This is a genomic window from Pseudoalteromonas sp. HL-AS1 (assembly GCF_031198785.1).
Taxonomy (GTDB): Bacteria; Pseudomonadota; Gammaproteobacteria; order Enterobacterales; family Alteromonadaceae; genus Pseudoalteromonas; species Pseudoalteromonas distincta.
In genome coordinates, this window is record NZ_CP133569.1 from 317,370 (window position 1) to 335,710 (window position 18,341).

20 protein-coding genes, 2 tRNA genes and 1 rRNA gene are annotated in these 18,341 nt (G+C 39.8%); 19 read left to right on the forward strand and 4 right to left on the reverse strand.

All coding sequences use genetic code 11. From position 1 onward, the window contains the following. The first annotated feature begins 1 nt into the window (after position 1). From gspF to RB214_RS01520, 10 genes are all read left to right on the forward strand, one after another. Positions 2 to 1,237: a type II secretion system inner membrane protein GspF gene (gspF, locus tag RB214_RS01475; RefSeq protein ID WP_309168064.1), complete on the forward strand. Its 1,236-nt coding sequence runs from the start codon at positions 2 to 4 to the stop codon at positions 1,235 to 1,237. Between the two features lie 82 nt (positions 1,238 to 1,319). Next, positions 1,320 to 1,742, forward strand: coding sequence for a type II secretion system major pseudopilin GspG (gene gspG / locus RB214_RS01480; protein WP_002962036.1), 423 nt, complete (start codon positions 1,320 to 1,322; stop codon positions 1,740 to 1,742). Between the two features lie 49 nt (positions 1,743 to 1,791). After that, positions 1,792 to 2,379: a Tfp pilus assembly protein FimT/FimU gene (locus tag RB214_RS01485; RefSeq protein WP_294120270.1), complete on the forward strand. Its 588-nt coding sequence runs from the start codon at positions 1,792 to 1,794 to the stop codon at positions 2,377 to 2,379. Continuing rightward, positions 2,379 to 2,753: a type II secretion system minor pseudopilin GspI gene (gene gspI, locus RB214_RS01490; RefSeq protein ID WP_002962039.1), complete on the forward strand. Its 375-nt coding sequence runs from the start codon at positions 2,379 to 2,381 to the stop codon at positions 2,751 to 2,753. The genes RB214_RS01485 and gspI overlap by 1 nt, the downstream gene beginning before the upstream one ends. Beyond that, complete coding sequence (gspJ, locus tag RB214_RS01495; RefSeq protein ID WP_165744596.1) at positions 2,754 to 3,392, forward strand: type II secretion system minor pseudopilin GspJ; 639 nt, start codon at positions 2,754 to 2,756, stop codon at positions 3,390 to 3,392. Then, on the forward strand, positions 3,385 to 4,374 hold the full coding sequence (gene gspK, locus RB214_RS01500) for a type II secretion system minor pseudopilin GspK (RefSeq protein ID WP_024596391.1): 990 nt from the start codon (positions 3,385 to 3,387) through the stop codon (positions 4,372 to 4,374). Before gspJ ends, gspK begins: the two co-directional genes overlap by 8 nt. After that, entirely contained in the window at positions 4,371 to 5,579 is a 1,209-nt protein-coding gene (gene gspL / locus RB214_RS01505; protein WP_024605963.1) for a type II secretion system protein GspL, read from the forward strand. The genes gspK and gspL overlap by 4 nt, the downstream gene beginning before the upstream one ends. Beyond that, entirely contained in the window at positions 5,576 to 6,049 is a 474-nt protein-coding gene (gene gspM / locus RB214_RS01510; protein ID WP_024596393.1) for a type II secretion system protein GspM, read from the forward strand. The genes gspL and gspM overlap by 4 nt, the downstream gene beginning before the upstream one ends. A 3-nt stretch (positions 6,050 to 6,052) precedes the next feature. Next, positions 6,053 to 6,811: a type II secretion system protein N gene (locus RB214_RS01515; protein WP_309168071.1), complete on the forward strand. Its 759-nt coding sequence runs from the start codon at positions 6,053 to 6,055 to the stop codon at positions 6,809 to 6,811. Between the two features lie 22 nt (positions 6,812 to 6,833). After that, the gene (locus RB214_RS01520; RefSeq protein WP_024596395.1) at positions 6,834 to 7,421 is read left to right on the forward strand and encodes a UPF0149 family protein; all 588 of its coding nucleotides are present in this window, start codon (positions 6,834 to 6,836) and stop codon (positions 7,419 to 7,421) included. A 27-nt stretch (positions 7,422 to 7,448) separates the two neighbouring features. Here the strand turns inward: RB214_RS01520 and RB214_RS01525 are convergent, their stop codons facing one another. Beyond that, on the reverse strand, positions 7,449 to 7,655 hold the full coding sequence (locus RB214_RS01525) for a hypothetical protein (RefSeq protein ID WP_309168074.1): 207 nt from the start codon (positions 7,653 to 7,655) through the stop codon (positions 7,449 to 7,451). After that, positions 7,655 to 8,014, reverse strand: a complete 360-nt coding sequence (locus RB214_RS01530) for a hypothetical protein (protein ID WP_002962051.1) — start codon at positions 8,012 to 8,014, stop codon at positions 7,655 to 7,657. The genes RB214_RS01525 and RB214_RS01530 overlap by 1 nt, the downstream gene beginning before the upstream one ends. 288 nt (positions 8,015 to 8,302) lie before the next feature. Between RB214_RS01530 and ccoG the strand changes: the two genes are divergently transcribed. The 4 genes from ccoG to RB214_RS01550 all read left to right on the forward strand — a co-directional run bounded on the left by ccoG (position 8,303) and on the right by RB214_RS01550 (position 12,106). Beyond that, positions 8,303 to 9,733, forward strand: coding sequence for a cytochrome c oxidase accessory protein CcoG (gene ccoG / locus RB214_RS01535; protein ID WP_024605960.1), 1,431 nt, complete (start codon positions 8,303 to 8,305; stop codon positions 9,731 to 9,733). 85 nt (positions 9,734 to 9,818) lie between these two features. Further along, the gene (locus tag RB214_RS01540; protein WP_024596396.1) at positions 9,819 to 10,793 is read left to right on the forward strand and encodes a serine/threonine protein kinase; all 975 of its coding nucleotides are present in this window, start codon (positions 9,819 to 9,821) and stop codon (positions 10,791 to 10,793) included. Positions 10,794 to 10,827: 34 nt separating this feature from the next. Continuing rightward, the gene (locus RB214_RS01545; RefSeq protein WP_002962054.1) at positions 10,828 to 11,451 is read left to right on the forward strand and encodes a thiol:disulfide interchange protein DsbA/DsbL; all 624 of its coding nucleotides are present in this window, start codon (positions 10,828 to 10,830) and stop codon (positions 11,449 to 11,451) included. 16 nt (positions 11,452 to 11,467) lie between these two features. Then, positions 11,468 to 12,106: a thiol:disulfide interchange protein DsbA/DsbL gene (locus RB214_RS01550; protein WP_002962055.1), complete on the forward strand. Its 639-nt coding sequence runs from the start codon at positions 11,468 to 11,470 to the stop codon at positions 12,104 to 12,106. Positions 12,107 to 12,170: 64 nt separating this feature from the next. Here RB214_RS01550 and trmA read toward each other — a convergent pair whose 3' ends face one another. Further along, positions 12,171 to 13,268, reverse strand: a complete 1,098-nt coding sequence (gene trmA, locus RB214_RS01555; RefSeq protein ID WP_294120299.1) for a tRNA (uridine(54)-C5)-methyltransferase TrmA — start codon at positions 13,266 to 13,268, stop codon at positions 12,171 to 12,173. A 162-nt stretch (positions 13,269 to 13,430) separates the two neighbouring features. On the opposite strand from trmA, the gene RB214_RS01560 reads away from it, so the two are divergent. Together RB214_RS01560 and murI are read left to right on the forward strand one after the other, a co-directional pair. Next, entirely contained in the window at positions 13,431 to 14,570 is a 1,140-nt protein-coding gene (locus tag RB214_RS01560; RefSeq protein ID WP_182197436.1) for a DUF5610 domain-containing protein, read from the forward strand. A gap of 65 nt (positions 14,571 to 14,635) precedes the next feature. Then, entirely contained in the window at positions 14,636 to 15,436 is an 801-nt protein-coding gene (murI, locus tag RB214_RS01565) for a glutamate racemase (RefSeq protein WP_197099180.1), read from the forward strand. On the opposite strand, the gene RB214_RS01570 is transcribed toward murI, so the two are convergent. Next, on the reverse strand, positions 15,399 to 15,878 hold the full coding sequence (locus tag RB214_RS01570) for an RNA-binding protein (RefSeq protein WP_165744580.1): 480 nt from the start codon (positions 15,876 to 15,878) through the stop codon (positions 15,399 to 15,401). The genes murI and RB214_RS01570 overlap by 38 nt on opposite strands. A 644-nt stretch (positions 15,879 to 16,522) precedes the next feature. Between RB214_RS01570 and RB214_RS01575 the strand changes: the two genes are divergently transcribed. The 3 genes from RB214_RS01575 (at position 16,523) to RB214_RS01585 (ending at position 18,337) form a co-directional block, all read left to right on the forward strand. Continuing rightward, positions 16,523 to 18,058: ribosomal RNA gene (locus RB214_RS01575) — 16S ribosomal RNA — on the forward strand. 76 nt (positions 18,059 to 18,134) lie between these two features. Next, positions 18,135 to 18,211: transfer RNA gene (locus RB214_RS01580), tRNA-Ile, on the forward strand. Positions 18,212 to 18,261: 50 nt separating this feature from the next. Further along, positions 18,262 to 18,337, forward strand: a tRNA-Ala gene (locus RB214_RS01585). Positions 18,338 to 18,341: the final 4 nt, after the last annotated feature.

An 18,341-nucleotide genomic window follows, 5' to 3' on the forward strand; every position in this document is an offset into this window, starting at 1 on the left:
TATGGCGGCGTTTGAATATCGTGCCTTAGATGGCCGAGGTAAAGAAAAAAAAGGCATTTTAGAAGCCGATACAGCTAAACAAATCCGCCAAACTTTACGTGATCAAAAACTAACGCCGCTTGAAGTTGTTCCTGCGGCGCAAAGTGATAAACAGGTCAAAGGCGAAAAAGCCCCTTTACTCGGTGGCTTTTTTAAGCCGACAATTTCAACCTCAGACCTAGCATTAATTACAAGGCAATTAGCAACACTTATTCAATCGGCACTTCCTGTTGAAGGCGCTGTTATGGCAGTTGCTGAGCAATGCGAAAAGCCGCGTTTAAAGCGGATGCTTATGTCGGTACGCTCAAAAGTAGTTGAAGGTTACACCCTTGCCGATGGTCTTAGTGAGTTTCCTCATGTTTTTGACGATTTATATCGTGCAATGGTAGCCGCAGGCGAAAAGTCGGGTCACCTTGACCAAGTACTTAATCGTTTAGCCGACTATACCGAGCAGCGCCAACATATGCGTAGCCAAATAACTCAGGCTATGGTTTACCCTATTATATTAGTGGTATTTGCAATTGGTATTGTGTCGGTATTACTGGGCACCGTAGTACCAAAAATATTAAAAACGTTTGAAAAAACGAAACAAGTACTTCCTTGGACAACCGAATGGGTTATGGCAGGCAGCCATTTTGTGCAAAATTATTGGTTTATTAGTTTAATAGCTATTACAGCTATAGCCATTGGTATTAAGTATGCACTTAAGCAGCCTAAAATACGTTTTTGGTGGGATGACCGAGTGCTACATATGGCAGGCATAGGTAAAGTGGCTCGTGGTATTAACACCGCACGTTTTGCGCGTACTTTAAGTATTTTATCGTCAAGCTCGGTACCATTACTTGAAGGAATGCGTATCTCGGGCGGCGTATTAATTAACGAAAAAATTAAAAAAGCGGTTGCAGATGCATCCGATAGAGTGAGTGAGGGTGCAAGCTTAAGAGCTGCACTTCAGCAAACTAAGTTGTTTCCACCAATGATGCTGCATATGATAGCAAGTGGTGAAAAATCAGGTGAACTAGAGCAAATGTTAGAGCGTGCTGCAAATAACCAAGATCGCGAATTTGAGAGCATGGTTAATGTATCGCTTAAACTACTAGAGCCTGCGATGATCGCCTCAATGGCGGTTATTGTATTATTTATAGTAATGGCAATATTGCAGCCAATAATGGCGATGAATAAAGCTGTTGGACTTTAAGTTAGAATAAATTTTTAAATATATTAATGGTTTTACCTAAACCATTTTTACTTAAATGTTTTTAGAATAATGAGGTAATTACGTGAATAAACAATCAGGTTTTTCTTTACTAGAAGTGATGGTGGTACTGGTTATCATCGGGATGATTATGTCAATTGTTGCACCTAACATTATGGGTCAGCAAGAAGAGGCTGCTATTGATAAAGCACATCTAGATATCCAGCAATTAGAAGATGCAATGAGCTTATACAAGCTTAAAAATAAGAGCTACCCAAGCACAGAGCAAGGTCTTGAAGCGCTAGTTACCCAAACAAGCATTGAACCGGTTCCAAAACGTTTCCCTGATGGTGGCTTTATTAATGAATTACCAGAAGATCCTTGGGGTAATACTTATCAGTTAATTAGCCCAGGTGAAATTGGCAAGTTTGATATTTTTTCTATGGGCCCAGACGGTGAAGCAGGTACTGATGACGATATCGGTAACTGGGACGAAGAAAAACAATAATGCCTAAGTACACCGTTCTGTATGAACATGTTAATGCTAGAGGCTTGCTATGAAAGCAAGCCTTAAGCAGCGCCATGCAAAAAACAGAGGCTTTAGTCTAATAGAAATTTTAGTGGTATTAGTGATCATCGCTTTTGCCACCAAAATGGTGGTATATAGCTTAGAAGGCGGTGCTGAGGAGGAGTTAGATACTCAAGCACTAAGGCTGCATACCACCATTAATATGGCATCGGAATTTGCTATTTTAAACCAAGTTGAATTGGGCTTATTAGTAGAAGAAAATACATTAGAGTATTTAATTTTCGATGGTGAAAAGTGGATTACTTTTGACCGTGAAGATCTTTTTAAACCAATAGAATTAGATGAAAGATTAAAGCTCACTCTTAACTTAGAAGATTTAGCGTGGGCGCAAGATAACCTCTTAGAGCAATCTAACTGGCGCGAGCTTATGAGTGGCGGCGATGAAGACAGCTTGCTTGAGCTAAAAAAGTTAAAAATCCCACAAGTACTTATTTTATCATCAGGTGAGGTAAGCGCGTTTCAACTTATATTAGAGTTAAAAGAGCAAAGCGAGCCTGTGTATTACATTGAAGGTGAATTTACTGCACCAGTAAACTTTCGCCGAGAGCCAGAATAATGAAGCGCACTAAAGGGTTTACCTTATTAGAGGTGTTAGTGGCATTAAGTATTTGTGCCATGGCGGGTATAGCTGCAATGCAAGCAACAAGCGAGCATATACACCATTTAACGACTATTGAAGAGCAAACCTATGCATCTTGGGTCGCCGAAAACGTTATTATTGAACAGCGTACTAAAGGCGAACAATGGCAAGGTAAAAATAACCTTAAAGGCAGCGAAGTAATGGGCGGTGTTGAATGGTTTTGGCAGCAAGAAGTTACAGCGACTGCTGACAAAAGCTTTGTAAAACTAACCATAAATGTTTTTACGGATGAAAAATATGAGCATTCAGCATATGAGTTATCAACGTATTTAAATAAAGGCAAAAAGTAAGTGAAGCAGCGCGGGTTTACATTACTTGAAGTTATGGTTGCACTGGGTATTTTAGCTTTTGTTATTATTGCTACGCATCAAATACTCGAGACGACAACAAGAGCAAAAGATGCCTCCGATGAAAAGATTGCTGAGCTAAATGGATTGCAAACAACATTTAGATTAATGGATCAAGATTTTAGCCAAATGACCAAACGCGCAGTTCGCAATGAGTCGGGTGATGTTCAAGAACAATATTTACTTGCTGGTCGTTACGTTTTAGAAAGCCAATACGATGGTATCGCGTTTGTACGAGATGGCTGGATAAATCCAATTAACTTATTGCCACGTTCAGAACTACAAGCTGTTGGTTATAGAGTGATTGACGATAACCTTGAGCGTGTTTATCGGGTTTATGTTGATCAGCTTGATAATATGGAGCCGCGAGTTCAACGTGTGCTAGAAAATATTGAAGAACTTAAGTTTGAGTTTTTAGATGATAAAAACGAATGGCAAGAACAGTGGGAAATTAAAGCCCTCCCTAAAGCGGTTGCTGTTACGTTGCAACAAATAGAAGCAGAGCCAATTCGTCGTGTATTTTTAGTTCCTGGGCAAGGCAAAGTTGTTGCTACACAAACTACGGATGTGAATAATGGTTAAGCAGCAATCATCGCGCGGCGCAGCACTTGTTATTGTTTTGTTTATTGTGGCATTAGCGGCTATTTTAGCAGTAGAAATGAGTGCTAATTTAATGGTTCAAGTGCAAAAAAGTACAAACTTGCAAGGTCACCAACAAGCTAAATGGTACGCCTACGGTGCAGAAGAGCTTGCTATTAAAGGGCTAATACAAAGTAAAAAAGATGATGCCGATAAAACAACACTCGATCAAGTGTGGGCAACTCAAGGAGATGCTTCATACCCTGTTGATAACGGCACGTTAAGTGGCAAAATTACAGATTTACAAGCATGTTTAAATTTAAATGCGTTAGCCATAGCGCCAGAAGAAAATAGCGCAAGTAAAACAAACCCTGCACATAAAGCACTCTTTGCATTACTTGAAAACATTGAAGATTTACCTGCTGACGAATCAGAAGAGACGATGGCAGATAGTGTGTTTGATTGGCTTGATGAGAACAGTATTACGTATCGCTCAGGTGCAGAAGAAGACGAGTACTTATCACGAGATTTTCCGTATATGACAGCCAATAGTTTATTTGCATCAACATCGGAGCTGCGTTTAGTTAAGGGCTTTAACCCATTAGTGATGGAAAAAGTATTGCCATATGTATGTGTAATACCAGGCAGTACGCTTTTATCTATTAACGTAAATACATTATTGCCAGAGCAAGCGCTCATACTCAGTGCCTTGATAGAAAGCTTAAGCTTATCTGGCGCAGAAGCGGTGTTAGGCGCAAGACCGCAAACTGGCTTTGACACCATCGATGAATTTTTTGAACAGGTGAAGCAGCAAGGCGGTACTAATACTGACTCAATAAAAAGTCTATTTAGTATTAAAAGCGAATATTTTAAATTACAAACGCAGGCAAACTTTGTCGACCTGCGTTTTTCGATGACCACATTACTGCACGCTAAAGACGGCGACGTAACGATACTGGCGCGAAAATTTGGAGGCGTACAGTGACAGAAATACTGTTGATCCGCACGGGTCAAACCGAACAAGAATTACTTAACTGGTTAATTTACTCACCACAAGAACAAGAAATAATAGCCAGTGGCGAGTTACCAAATGCAGAGCATTTAAGTGAGCTAAGCGAAAAAGCACTTACCCGAGAAGTTGTCGTGTTATTACCCAGTGACCAAGTGCAATTAAAAACGGTCGCTTTGCCAACAAAATGGAATCGCAAGCTTGAGCAAGCATTGCCATACATGCTTGAAGAAGATATAGCATGTGACGTAGATGAACTGTTTATAGCAGTAGCGCAGCCGACAATGCTTGGTGAGCAACATGCAATTCGTGTAGCAATGACAGACCGTGAATGGTTTGAACAATGGCTCGCATTATTTGCTGAGCATAATCTATCAGTATACAGAATATTACCCGATGCTTTGTTGTTACCGCTTGCAGATGATGGTGCCGTAACTGCTATTGAGCTCAACAACCAATGGTTGTTTAAGCAAGGGCAATGGCATATTAGTGCGGTTGAATCTAGTTGGTTGAATGGCTATTTAACAGCCATGGGTAACCCCGACATTAAACATTTTAGTCCTGCTAATCAGTTTCCTGAAAGCGTTAACTTACAAGCCCAAACAAGCGATTACGACTTACCTTTAGCATTATTTGCAAAACAGTTAGATAGCGTTAATTTTAACTTACGCCAAGGTATGTATCAGCTTAAAAAACAAAGCGCTTTGTGGTGGGGTTACTGGAAAGGTGCCGCAATTATAGCAAGTGTTGCATTGGTTTCTACAATTACAATAAAAGCTATTGAGTTACACCAACTTAATACACAAGTAGAAGTAGCTAAAGCTCAAGTAGTCGACAGATATCAAAAAGCATTTCCGGGAACTAAAGTTCGCCCTAATCTAATTAAAAGCCAAATTAAAGGCGCGTTAGATAAAATACAAGGCTCAAGTGAATCCGGCTTTTTAGACTTAACGACTAATTTGGTTGATGTATTTTCGCAAGTCAGCGAATTTACACCTGAAACACTTCGTTATGACAAACGTCGTAATGAGCTGCGCATTCGTGCACGGGCTAAAGACTTCCAAACTTTTGGTAAAGTAAAAATCATACTTGAAAAGCAAGGTTTAACTGTTGAGCAAGGGTCTTTAAATAATGACGGTGATTATGTCGTAGGCGAAATTAAACTGCGAGGTGCAGTATGAAAAAGCAGTTAATGAAACAGTGGCGTTCGCTTAAAGAGCAAGAACAACAATTGGTAATGGTCGCTGGTGGCGTGTTTATTATCTTTGTTTTAGTAATGGGGATATTTAGGCCATTAAATAACGCGATAGAAAAAGCACAGCAATCTCAAATTAAACAACAAGAGCTATTAGCTTGGGTTGATGACAGTATTGTTAAGCTAAAGGCTGCAGGCAACACCAGTGTTGCTAGCAATACAAACTTAAGCCAAGTGGTAAACTCTACTCGTGGACGCTATAAAATCAATATTAGTAAAATGCAGCCCAGTAGTGATTCACTTCGTTTGACGCTTGACTCAGTAGAGTTTAATCAGTTAATAGAATGGCTAGATGAGCTAGTAAATCAGCATGGTTTAAAAATTGAAAATTTAGATTTAAGTCGCGATGATAAATCAGGCTATGTGCGCGTAAGCCGTTTAGTATTAGAGAATTAATTAATGAAAAAAATAATAACGTTATCGGCTGTCTTTTTAATTAGTTTTATTGTGTTTTGTATTATTAAATTACCAGCACATATTGCACTAGATATAGCAAAACCGTACTTTCCAAAGCAATTAGAAGTAGGCCAAACTGTAGGCACTGTTTGGCAAGGTCAAATGATGCAAGTTCGTTTTGATGGTGAACAGTTAAATAATGTGCGCTGGGATATTGCAGGCTGGAAATTATTTACAGGCAAACTAAATGCGAACATAAAATTTGGTAACCCACGAGAGCGCACTGATATTTCGGGTTACGCTGATGTAAGCTATGGGCTTTTTAATAAAAAAGTAATAGTGACTGATGCACTAGTACGCTCCACTGTAGAACGTGCAATGCAACGTGTGCAACTTCCTCTACCTGTTACCGCTAAAGGGCGTGTGATTTTAGAACTTGATGAATACAGCTCAGGCGCACCTTATTGTGATTCACTAAAAGGTGAAATAGCGAGTCCTAATATTGATGTTCAAGGTTTAAATGGATGGTTTAATATTGGTCCTCTAGCTGGTAAGTTAAGCTGTAAGTCGGGTGATGTTGCTATATTAATTGACCCAGATAATACGCTTGGCCTTGAGGCAGATGCTACACTTAAAGCTAATTTCGACTTTAGAGTGGCAGGTTATGTAAAACCAGATGCCAGCTTACCTAAAGATGTACATGATGCGGTTAAGTTTTTAGGCCGACCAGATAACCAAGGTCGCTATCCGCTCAACTTTTAATGTTTTAATATAAAGAGTTTTAATGCAAATACCCCAATTTACTGAGTTGCACGCAAAGCAGCTCAGCTCATTTTTAAATACCCAATCTCAAGCAATGACCCTTGTACAAAGCCAAGGCTATTTATTTGGTGTAATTTGTTCGCCTAACCCATTAGATGTACATGAGTGGCTTGAGCAGATATTGCCAAACACAGCTAATGATTTAGATGAAGAAATGCTTTTTTTGTTTATGGCGCTTTATCACAAAATTAGTGAGCAGGTGTTCGAAACTGGATATAAATTACCAGACACATTTGATGCTGAATTTTGTAAGTCGTGGAGTAAAGGCTTCTTAGTTGCAACGAAAGCTTATGCAGAACCTTTGTTAAATGCACCGCAATTAGACGTTGATTTTAAACAAGCACTAGAAAGTGCGTTAAGCACACTAAGCTTTTTTGCACTCGACCAGCTAGCAATAGCTCAGATTGCCAAACAAAATAACATGACAATAGAAGCTTTGTGTCAGTATCAGTATGAATCTATGGGTGACTTTGCATTAGGGTTTGCTGAACTAATTGAAGTGGTCGCAATTAATAGCGGCTTGATAACCGACGAGAGTTGGGAAGAGTAATTATTAATACTAGGCGCTTAGTTTAATCTAAGTGCCTAGCTCTAATATAATATCCGTACAGCCATGTTCGCACTTTACTATGCCTTTACCAGGCTCGCTGGTGGCTAAATCAAGTGTTAAAACCCCATTACACTTCTCACACTCTAATGTTTTGCCTTGCGCTAATTGCTTGAGCATATTGCGCTGCTTATGAAATGAGTCGCTTGCTTTTTTATTTAATCCTGAAAAATCCACTACTTTGCTCGCTTTTGTTCTAATGCTTCAGTCACTATTTTACATACCGTATTTAAACGGTCGTCATAAAAATAAAGGTTTAAGTCACGCTCACGACAATAGCGTAGGTGAAATAACTGAACAGAGTCATCTGTTGTAAACGTTTTTTCTACATACTCACCTTCAGATTCAGATAGTTTAAGTTGACTGCTGATCCTATTTTTAGCCATATTTGCAGCTGGGCTTCTATTGACCTTGCTTGCATCACTTAAAAAGCCGATGCCTTCACCTAGTAACCTTTCGCGAGGTTCTTTTATAAGTGGGTGATCGATTGTAAAAAAGGCAAGGATCACAACTACCAAAATAATAAATTTTTTCATGGATACGTAAACCTTGATCTAAGTAGGGTTGAATTACCATGCAGTGTAATAAACTGCATTTTAAAAGCAAGTAACTGGGATGAATAAATTATTAGCAATCTATGCCAGTAATTTTAACCAACATTGTTATAATGGTTAACAGCAGTCAGATATTTCTGAAATATCTGAAAGTATTCGAGAAGGCAATTTATTAAAGTAAATATGCCTAGCAAGTAACTTGCTAACTTTAAGTATAGAGTACTTGAGTATTGCTGGATTTTTATTTCCAAGCGGCGTTGAGGAACTTCGATGGACAAGCAAATTAAAGTAAAGAATATCCCTGTAGAGGTGAAAATCCAAAAACCGGATTTAAGCCGTCAAGATGATAGGTTCAATCCCCGAAATCGTATTTATGTGCGTGCTGTAAAAGGCCTACATCAATTACTTAGACAGCGCATTGGCTTCTTAGGCCTGCTTGCGTTTATGTTACTACCTTGGATTAATTTTAATGGCCAGCAAGCTGTGCTGTTTGATCTAATTGGTCAAAAATACAATATTTTTGGTTTAACGCTATGGCCTCAAGATTTTACTATATTAGCGTTTATCTTTATGTTGGCAGCATTTGCGTTGTTTTTAGTGACCACCTTCTATGGACGGGTGTGGTGTGGCTACACATGTCCGCAAACTGTTTGGACTTTTATTTTTATTTGGTTCGAAGAAAAGCTTGAAGGCACGGCTAATCAACGTAAAAAACTCGATCAACGACCCATGAATTTTGATAAGTTTTGGCGTAAGACGGCAAAGCATACTAGTTGGGTATTGTTTTCGTTGTATACCGCAATTTCTTTTGTGGGTTATTTTACGCCAATAAGGGAGTTACTCCCTGACTTTGTAACGTTTGATATAGGCGGTTATGCACTAGTCAGCATTATTTTCTTTGCTGCGTGTACCTATGGTAATGCCGGTTGGATGCGAGAAATTATGTGTTTACACATTTGCCCTTACTCTCGTTTTCAATCAGCTATGTTTGATAAAGACACATACACCGTAACGTACGACGAAAGCCGAGGTGAAAGCCGTGGTCCTCGTTCACGTAAAGTAGACCATAAAGATTTAGAGTTAGGCGACTGTATAGACTGTAACTTGTGCGTTCAAGTGTGCCCAACAGGTATTGATATTAGAAATGGGCTACAAGCTGAGTGTATCAACTGTGGTGCATGTATTGATGCGTGTGATGGCGTAATGGATAAAATGGAATATCCGCGTGGGCTTATTTCATATACGACTGAGCGAAATCTCGAAACCCCAGAAAATAAAACGAATCCACTGCGAGCTAAAATTATTGGTTACACGGTCATACTTGTTGTGCTTACGGGAGCGCTTGTCGCTAATATAGCACTGCGTAAAACAATGGACTTTGATATTATTCGTGACCGAAACCAATTATATCGTGTCGATTTTGATGGTTTAGTAGAGAACACCTATACATTAAAGGTAATTAATAAAGCGCAGTACGAGCAAACCTTTAATATTAAAGTACAAGGGTTAGATAACTTTAAGTATATTGGTAAGCAGTCATTTACTGTGCAGGCAGGGGAATCTCATAACGTGCCATTGTCACTTGTAATGGACCCTTATGATTTGAAGGCGCCGATGACTGAGTTTAACTTTGTGCTTTCACCGGTAGATGAGCCGGATGAGACAATATCGCAGTCGAGTAACTTTTTTAAAGCGCGATAATCGCAACTTACCTTAATTAGGTAAGTTGATATAGCAATTAACAAAAGCGGGTATATAACCCGCTTTTATTTTATATAAGAAGAGTATGAGTAAATTTAGTTTTATTGACTTAACACCAGACCTAATACTCGATGCAATAGAAAGCGTAGGTGTGTACGCCGAATCTGGTTTATTGGCGCTCAATAGCTATGAAAACAGAGTGTACCAATTTAAAGCGGATGATGGCCTGCGTTACGTAGTGAAGTTTTATCGCCCAGAGCGATGGAGTAAAGAGCAAATTCAAGAAGAGCATGACTTTGCATTTGAACTAGCGGATGCAGAAGTACCCGTTGTTGCCCCTATTTTATATAATGGGCAAAGCTTGTTTGAACACGAAGGGTATTTGTTTGTGTTGTTTCCAAGTGTAGGCGGGCGTTTATTTGAGGTTGATAATTTAGATCAGCTTGATGTAATGGGGCGTTTAATTGGCCGTATGCACCAAGTAGCTAAAACAAAACCTTTTACTTACAGGCCAACAGTTACCTGCGAGGAGTATTTGCATACAGCCAAAGTTCATCTTCAAAAAAGTAACTTAGTACCTATGGGAATAAATACTGCCTTTTATACTATTTTAGATTTAGTGATAGAGCAGGCGCAAAAGCAGTATAAAGATGTGCAAAGTATTCGCTTACATGGTGACTGCCACGTTGGTAATATTTTATGGGCAGGTGATGCGCTAATGTTTGTTGATTTAGATGACAGCCGCCAAGGTCCTGCAATCCAAGATTTATGGATGATGCTCAGTGGCGATAGAGCGACGCAACTGTTACAGTTAGACACCCTTGTAAATGCGTATGAAGAGTTTTGTGATTTTGATCACTCTCAACTCAAATTAATTGAACCGCTGCGAGCAATGCGTATTATTCATTATATGGGATGGGTAGCTAAACGATGGAGTGATCCTGCTTTTGTGCGGAACTTTACATGGTTTGCTGATGACAAATACTGGGAGCAACAAATTTTAGCACTGAAAGAGCAACTTGCAGCATTGCAAGAAGCACCGTTAAAGTTATTGCCGTAATATTTTATTTAAAGACAAGTACAACGAGATACAAATGCTTAAAAAATTAAAACTGAGTTTATTGCTTTTATGTTTACCATTTGCAGCACTTGCTGCACAGTTTGAAGTTGATAATCAATACACTGTTATAGATGTAGACAAAAGCAAGTCACCGCAAGTAACTGAGTTTTTCTCATTTTACTGTCCACATTGCTTTAAGTTTGAACCAGTAGCAAAAGCAATTGAAAAAGGCTTGCCAGAAGGCGCTGAGTTTATTAAAAACCACGTTAACTTTTTAGGTGGCGTGTCACCACAAGCACAAAGTAATTTAAGCTTTGCTTACTTAATTGCTAAGCAGCATGGTCAGGCGCAAAGTATTAGCGATCAAATTTTTAAAAGTATCCATGTTCAACGTGCACCATTAACTGAAATGAAAGACGTTAAAAAATTACTTGAAGTAAATGGTATTGATAGCGCAACATTTGATCAAGAGATTGCAAGCATGCCTGTTATTTCAGCTGAGCAAGCAATGCAAAACAAACAGAATAAATATTCAAAATTAGGCGCACTTACAGGTGTACCTACTTTTATTGTTAACGATAAATATAAAATAAACCTCAACACCATCAAAAATCAAAAAGAACTTGATGAGTTAGTAGCGTTTTTATTAGCACTATAAATTTCGGAGTATAATAATGATTAAATTAGTTAAAGCAGGTTTGCTTGCAATATTACTTCCTATGGCAGCAACAAGCTTTGCAGCAACGTATGAAGAAGGCGTGCATTACGACGTAGTTTCTGAGCGTGCAACTAAAAAGCCAGAGGTTAAAGAGTTCTTCTCATTTTACTGCCCTGCATGTAATAACATGGAAGCACTAATTGGTGAGTTTAAGCCTAAGCTTGATAAAAACGTTAAATTTAAAAAGAGCCATGTTGATTTTGTAGGTGTACGTGACCCAGAAAACCAACAGATGATGAGCCAAGCACTGGCGACAGCTGAAGTGCTTCCACAAAAAGATCAGATTATTTCTGCAATCTTTAATCATATCCATACAAAGCGCGCTAAATTTAATGAGCTTGCAGATGTAAAAGATATATTTGTAGCGCAGGGCGTTGATGGTGATAAGTTTGATAAGCTGTTTAAAAGCTTCTCGGTACGTACGCTGAGCTCTAAAATGAAACGCGATCAAGACTACTTTAAAGAAAAAGGCGCACTACGTGGCGTACCTACCTTTATTGTAAATGGTAAGTACAAATTAAACCTAGGTCGTGAGTCGGGTATTACTAAACCTGAAGACATTAGCAAATTAATAAATTACCTAGCTAACAAGTAAGTTTAGCTAAAACAAAAAAAGCTCCTTAAGGAGCTTTTTTATGGGTAACGTTTACTGAGCGTATTTATTTGCGCTGTAAGAAAACGCCCGACTCAATGTGATGCGTATAAGGGAACTGATCAAATATAGCAAAGCGCTTAACGTTATGCGTACGTGTTAAGTGATCAAGGTCACGCTCAAGAGTTTCAGGATTACAGGATATATAAATTATGTTTTCGTAATTAGCCACTAAGTCACACGTTAATTCATCCATGCCCGCGCGTGGTGGATCAACTAATATGGTTTGGCAATCATAGCTTTTTAAATCAATCCCTTCTAAACGCGAAAAAGTACGCTCGCCATTCATTGCTTGAGTAAACTCTTCACTCGACATACGAATAATATCTAAGTTTTCTACGTTGTTTTTAGCAATGTTGTATTGAGCAGAGTGAACAGATGATTTTGATATTTCCGTCGCTAATACTTTATTAAAACAGCCCGCTAATGCAATTGAAAAGTTACCGTTACCGCAATACAGTTCTAATAAATCATTTTTAAGTGGTTTACATAAATCTTGCGCCCACTCCAGCATATTAATATTTACTTTTGCATTAGGCTGAGTAAAGCTATTTTCTACTTGTTGATAAATAAGCTCTTGACCATTAACTGTTAAACGCTCAGTTACAAAGTCATCACCCAGCACTTCTTTTTGTTTGCGAGCACGGCCTATAAAGTCAATTTTGTATTTACTGCTAAGCTTTTCTTTCAGTGCTTTAATTTCACTTAACCATTCATCATCCAGTGGTTTGTGATAAAGCAAGCTTACTAAAATTTCACCGCTTAGCGTTGATAGGTAATCGATTTGAAATAACTTACGGCGTAATATTTCACAAGGCTTAAGATTCTCAATCATCACCTGCATTATTTCACCTACTAGAGGCGCTGCTGGATCAAATGTATCAACACGGATTTTTTCTTTTGTTTGTTGATCAAACATAATGTGAAACAGATCGTCACCGTCGTGCCATACTCTAAATTCAGCACGTTGGCGGTAGTTAGTTGGCTCTGAGCTAAATACTTCTAATTGCTCCACACCAAAACGTTGAAACTGCGCACTAATACGCTGCTCTTTTTCACTTAACTGCGCTTGGTACTGTGTGGTATCTATTTTAATAACTGCCATTAACGCTACTACCTTATCTAAGATCTGTTTATCGGCGCTATTGTAGGGAGCGCTGCGTATTTGTCTAGTTTTGGCTAGCATTTATGCTGTTTTATTGAACATTGTACTTTAGTTTTTGTTGTTATAGCCGATAATAAACTACGCACGCTTAGGAGACGAATCATGAAAATAGGTAATTATGGCTTTACGCCAAACAACAACATCAATAAATTCAATAATAAAGCTGATATACAGCAACCTACAATTACGTCTCCTCAAGATAGCTATCAACAACGAGGCCGAGAGTTGGCTGCAAAGGTGCTTGGCGATAAAATGGCTGAGCAGCTTGGATTACCTATCGCAGAAAAAAAAGCAGATAAACCACTATTTGATTTTGATGAAATAGTAAAAAACGTACTCGATTTTGTAAGTAGTGCTGTAAATAAAGCAAAAGCTAACGGCGCTGATGACGAAAAGCTCAAAGATATGCTAGGCGATGCGCGCAAAGGAGTCCAAATAGGGATTGATGACGCTGTTGATGAACTCAAAGGTACTGGCGTATTTAATGATGACATGGAAGAGGGCATTAATAAGTCCAAAGAGGGAATTTACAATGGGCTGGATAAGTTTGAAGAGTCGTTATTTAACCCACAACCTGCCAGCGTAAATATAAGCCAGGCTCAATATGTCAGTATGACTAGCAATGCAGAGTATAAATTCACTACCGCAGAAGGCGATGAGGTAAGTATTAGCTTTGCTGATGCATTTGAATCTCAATCGGCAAGTGGCTATCAGCAAAACAGTAATAGTGAGTCGTTTGCAAGCTCATCATCGCAATCTCGACAGGTATCATTTTCGATGTCGGTAAATGGTGACTTAAACGAGCAAGAGCAAGAAGCTATTAATGCGATGATGGAAGACTTACAAGATTTAAGTAAAACCTTTTTTGGTGGTGATTTAGATGAAGCATTTGAACAAGCGCAAGAGCTGAGTTTAGACAGCGATCAGCTGGTGGCTTTTTCTATGGATTTACGCCAAACAAAAACAATAGCAACAGTTAAAAGCTATGAAGAATATAAACCAGCACCAGAAAAACAAGTAGCAGAGGGGTTAGCCCCTTTTAATGACGACCTTAAAAATGCTTTTGAAAAAGCGGGTGAGCTTGGATTACAAAATCAGCTAGCTGGCATTCTCCAATGGTTAAATCAAGATCAGGAACAAATAGATAAGTTAGTAGATTATACAAAGTCTATGTTCGAAAACCTTAATCAGTTAAATTCAGCAGCCGACAGGCTTACTGATTTAGAAGCCACGCAAAGTTAAACTACTTTCTTTTATAAAAACCTCATGGCAAACTGCCGATCTTAAAGTAAAGTAGGAACGGTAGTTTGTCAGCGCATATAATGGTCTTTGATTCAGGTATTGGTGGAACTACTGTACTTGAACATATCAAGCAAAGTATCCCCAATGCTCAGTACAGCTATTTTATGGATAATGCATTACTACCTTATGGTGCTCAGTCCCAACAAACTATAATTAACCGATTATGTTCACTTATTCATTTCATCAAAGCCAACACGCTTAACGTCGATTTAATTGTAATAGCGTGTAACACCGCTTCTACATCTGCACTCAGCGCTGTTCGCCAAATTACGGATATTCCTATTGTAGGTGTTGTGCCAGCAATAAAGCCTGCGGCAGAATTAACACGCTCAAATCATATTGGCTTGTTAGCCACACCGGCAACGGTCGCCAGTTCATACACAAAAACATTAATTGCTGAACATGCACGTAATGTAATCGTTAACCTTTATAGCAGTGTTGAATTAGTAACGTTAGCTGAGGAATGCTTTTTTACAGGTTCTTTCGATACAAATAAATTGTATCAAGTACTTGATGAACTACATATAGATAAAACTATAGATGTACTTGTACTAGGGTGTACGCACTTTCCGATATTAGCAGGGCCGATTAGTCAGTACTTTGAAGGGAATGTAAAATTACTTGATTCAGGTGTAGCGATAGCAAATAGAGTCAACTTCCTACTTAACCAACTTAACTTATGTGTGGATAAACAAACAGACATAAAAAAGCCGCTGCAATATTATGCAACGGCTGATGTGTTTAGCAATAAGCTAGCGGTAAAGCTAGTTACACTGACTGATCCGTCTCAGTACGTAGAGCATTAGAATCATCTTCTTGTTTTTGTTTTGCTTCACGTACCTTTAAAGTACGTTGTTGGAACTCGCTATCGTTCAAGTTATCAATTGCATTGTCTGCATCAGCTTGCGCCATTTCAACAAAACCAAATCCACGACGTTTGCCAGTATTCTTATCCTTTAATAAACGAACATTGAATACTTTGCCTTGTTCTTCAAATAATGCACGAACCACACCTTCGTTTGCACGATAAGGAAGGTTACCAACATAAAGCGTTTTTGTTTTAACTTCAGCTTCTTCAGTCACATCAGATGATATTGCAGCAATAGCAATCGCACCTATTAATAAACCAGCACCAAATAGTAATGCAGGGTTTAAAGCTAAGCCGCCTAAAGCAAACTCAACAACAACAAAACCAACTACAGCAAGAATAACAGAGAAGATAAAAGATTTTTGATCGGGTAATTTCATTTTAGATCTACCAATAAACAGGAAATAAACATTAATTTAACATTGTGAACTTGCTATCTTAACGCCTAAATCAAACATAGCAATGATATTTGTATTAAATAATAAATAAGAGCATAAAAAAGCATCATCTTAGACGGGTTTTCATGTGGTTTTACGTGGTTTTGTTCTATTTTTGTTCGAACAGTAAAAAGATCTAAAAAAAGGGTTGATCTGTTTTCGGATCTCCCTATAATGCGACCCCACTGAGACGGGAAACGTCAACGCCTAGCGAGACGCGAACTACTTAGAGAGTTAAATAAAACTTCGGTTTTAAATCTTCAAAAAAGAAAGTTTAAAACAAAGTGTTGACTCGAAAAATAAAGGATGTATTATACGCATCCCTTGAGGCGCCAAAGCGACTCAAAACGTTCTTTAACAATATAAAGCAATCATCTGTGTGGGCACTCGTACAGATTGAGTTCTAACAGCCAAGCTACTTCGTTCTTTATTGAACAAGTAATGAGGCAAACAAATTAGAGTCTCAATTGAAAACTGAGTGACCAACAGAATAGTTATTTCGGTAATTATTCGGCACAGTCAATTCAATATCGAAAGATATTAAAAAATTCAGAATTCATTGAGCTGTCGAAAGACATAAAACTTTTTAATTGAAGAGTTTGATCATGGCTCAGATTGAACGCTGGCGGCAGGCCTAACACATGCAAGTCGAGCGGTAACAGAGAGTAGCTTGCTACTTTGCTGACGAGCGGCGGACGGGTGAGTAATGCTTGGGAACATGCCTTGAGGTGGGGGACAACAGTTGGAAACGACTGCTAATACCGCATAATGTCTACGGACCAAAGGGGGCTTCGGCTCTCGCCTTTAGATTGGCCCAAGTGGGATTAGCTAGTTGGTGAGGTAATGGCTCACCAAGGCGACGATCCCTAGCTGGTTTGAGAGGATGATCAGCCACACTGGGACTGAGACACGGCCCAGACTCCTACGGGAGGCAGCAGTGGGGAATATTGCACAATGGGCGCAAGCCTGATGCAGCCATGCCGCGTGTGTGAAGAAGGCCTTCGGGTTGTAAAGCACTTTCAGTCAGGAGGAAAGGTTAGTAGTTAATACCTGCTAGCTGTGACGTTACTGACAGAAGAAGCACCGGCTAACTCCGTGCCAGCAGCCGCGGTAATACGGAGGGTGCGAGCGTTAATCGGAATTACTGGGCGTAAAGCGTACGCAGGCGGTTTGTTAAGCGAGATGTGAAAGCCCCGGGCTCAACCTGGGAACTGCATTTCGAACTGGCAAACTAGAGTGTGATAGAGGGTGGTAGAATTTCAGGTGTAGCGGTGAAATGCGTAGAGATCTGAAGGAATACCGATGGCGAAGGCAGCCACCTGGGTCAACACTGACGCTCATGTACGAAAGCGTGGGGAGCAAACGGGATTAGATACCCCGGTAGTCCACGCCGTAAACGATGTCTACTAGAAGCTCGGAGCCTCGGTTCTGTTTTTCAAAGCTAACGCATTAAGTAGACCGCCTGGGGAGTACGGCCGCAAGGTTAAAACTCAAATGAATTGACGGGGGCCCGCACAAGCGGTGGAGCATGTGGTTTAATTCGATGCAACGCGAAGAACCTTACCTACACTTGACATACAGAGAACTTACCAGAGATGGTTTGGTGCCTTCGGGAACTCTGATACAGGTGCTGCATGGCTGTCGTCAGCTCGTGTTGTGAGATGTTGGGTTAAGTCCCGCAACGAGCGCAACCCCTATCCTTAGTTGCTAGCAGGTAATGCTGAGAACTCTAAGGAGACTGCCGGTGATAAACCGGAGGAAGGTGGGGACGACGTCAAGTCATCATGGCCCTTACGTGTAGGGCTACACACGTGCTACAATGGCGCATACAGAGTGCTGCGAACTCGCGAGAGTAAGCGAATCACTTAAAGTGCGTCGTAGTCCGGATTGGAGTCTGCAACTCGACTCCATGAAGTCGGAATCGCTAGTAATCGCGTATCAGAATGACGCGGTGAATACGTTCCCGGGCCTTGTACACACCGCCCGTCACACCATGGGAGTGGGTTGCTCCAGAAGTAGATAGTCTAACCCTCGGGAGGACGTTTACCACGGAGTGATTCATGACTGGGGTGAAGTCGTAACAAGGTAGCCCTAGGGGAACCTGGGGCTGGATCACCTCCTTATACGATTTAGAACTTATTTGTTCGTAGTGTCCACACAGATGATTGTTATTGTAAAGAGAACAACACTTATTGTTTTGGGTCTGTAGCTCAGCTGGTTAGAGCGCACCCCTGATAAGGGTGAGGTCGGTAGTTCAAATCTACTCAGACCCACCACTTCTTGTCTAATCAAGAAGATGGTTAAAACAGTAAGTACCAGCATATGTGGGGCTATAGCTCAGCTGGGAGAGCGCCTGCCTTGCACGCAGGAGGTCAGCAGTTCGATCCTGCTTAGCTCCACCACTTT

Bases quoted from the DNA above. Each gene is read 5' to 3' on its own strand.
- ccoG (WP_024605960.1), top strand. From the start codon at position 8,303: ATGGACAAGCAAATTAAAGTAAAGAATATCCCTGTAGAGGTGAAAATC.
- RB214_RS01545 (WP_002962054.1), top strand. From the start codon at position 10,828: ATGCTTAAAAAATTAAAACTGAGTTTATTGCTTTTATGTTTACCATTT.
- RB214_RS01520 (WP_024596395.1), top strand. From the start codon at position 6,834: ATGCAAATACCCCAATTTACTGAGTTGCACGCAAAGCAGCTCAGCTCA.
- RB214_RS01530 (WP_002962051.1), bottom strand. From the start codon at position 8,014: ATGAAAAAATTTATTATTTTGGTAGTTGTGATCCTTGCCTTTTTTACA.
- RB214_RS01515 (WP_309168071.1), top strand. From the start codon at position 6,053: ATGAAAAAAATAATAACGTTATCGGCTGTCTTTTTAATTAGTTTTATT.
- RB214_RS01560 (WP_182197436.1), top strand. From the start codon at position 13,431: ATGAAAATAGGTAATTATGGCTTTACGCCAAACAACAACATCAATAAA.
- RB214_RS01550 (WP_002962055.1), top strand. From the start codon at position 11,468: ATGATTAAATTAGTTAAAGCAGGTTTGCTTGCAATATTACTTCCTATG.
- gspI (WP_002962039.1), top strand. From the start codon at position 2,379: ATGAAGCGCACTAAAGGGTTTACCTTATTAGAGGTGTTAGTGGCATTA.
- RB214_RS01570 (WP_165744580.1), bottom strand. From the start codon at position 15,878: ATGAAATTACCCGATCAAAAATCTTTTATCTTCTCTGTTATTCTTGCT.
- gspK (WP_024596391.1), top strand. From the start codon at position 3,385: ATGGTTAAGCAGCAATCATCGCGCGGCGCAGCACTTGTTATTGTTTTG.
- gspM (WP_024596393.1), top strand. From the start codon at position 5,576: ATGAAAAAGCAGTTAATGAAACAGTGGCGTTCGCTTAAAGAGCAAGAA.
- gspF (WP_309168064.1), top strand. From the start codon at position 2: ATGGCGGCGTTTGAATATCGTGCCTTAGATGGCCGAGGTAAAGAAAAA.
- RB214_RS01540 (WP_024596396.1), top strand. From the start codon at position 9,819: ATGAGTAAATTTAGTTTTATTGACTTAACACCAGACCTAATACTCGAT.
- RB214_RS01485 (WP_294120270.1), top strand. From the start codon at position 1,792: ATGAAAGCAAGCCTTAAGCAGCGCCATGCAAAAAACAGAGGCTTTAGT.
- trmA (WP_294120299.1), bottom strand. From the start codon at position 13,268: ATGGCAGTTATTAAAATAGATACCACACAGTACCAAGCGCAGTTAAGT.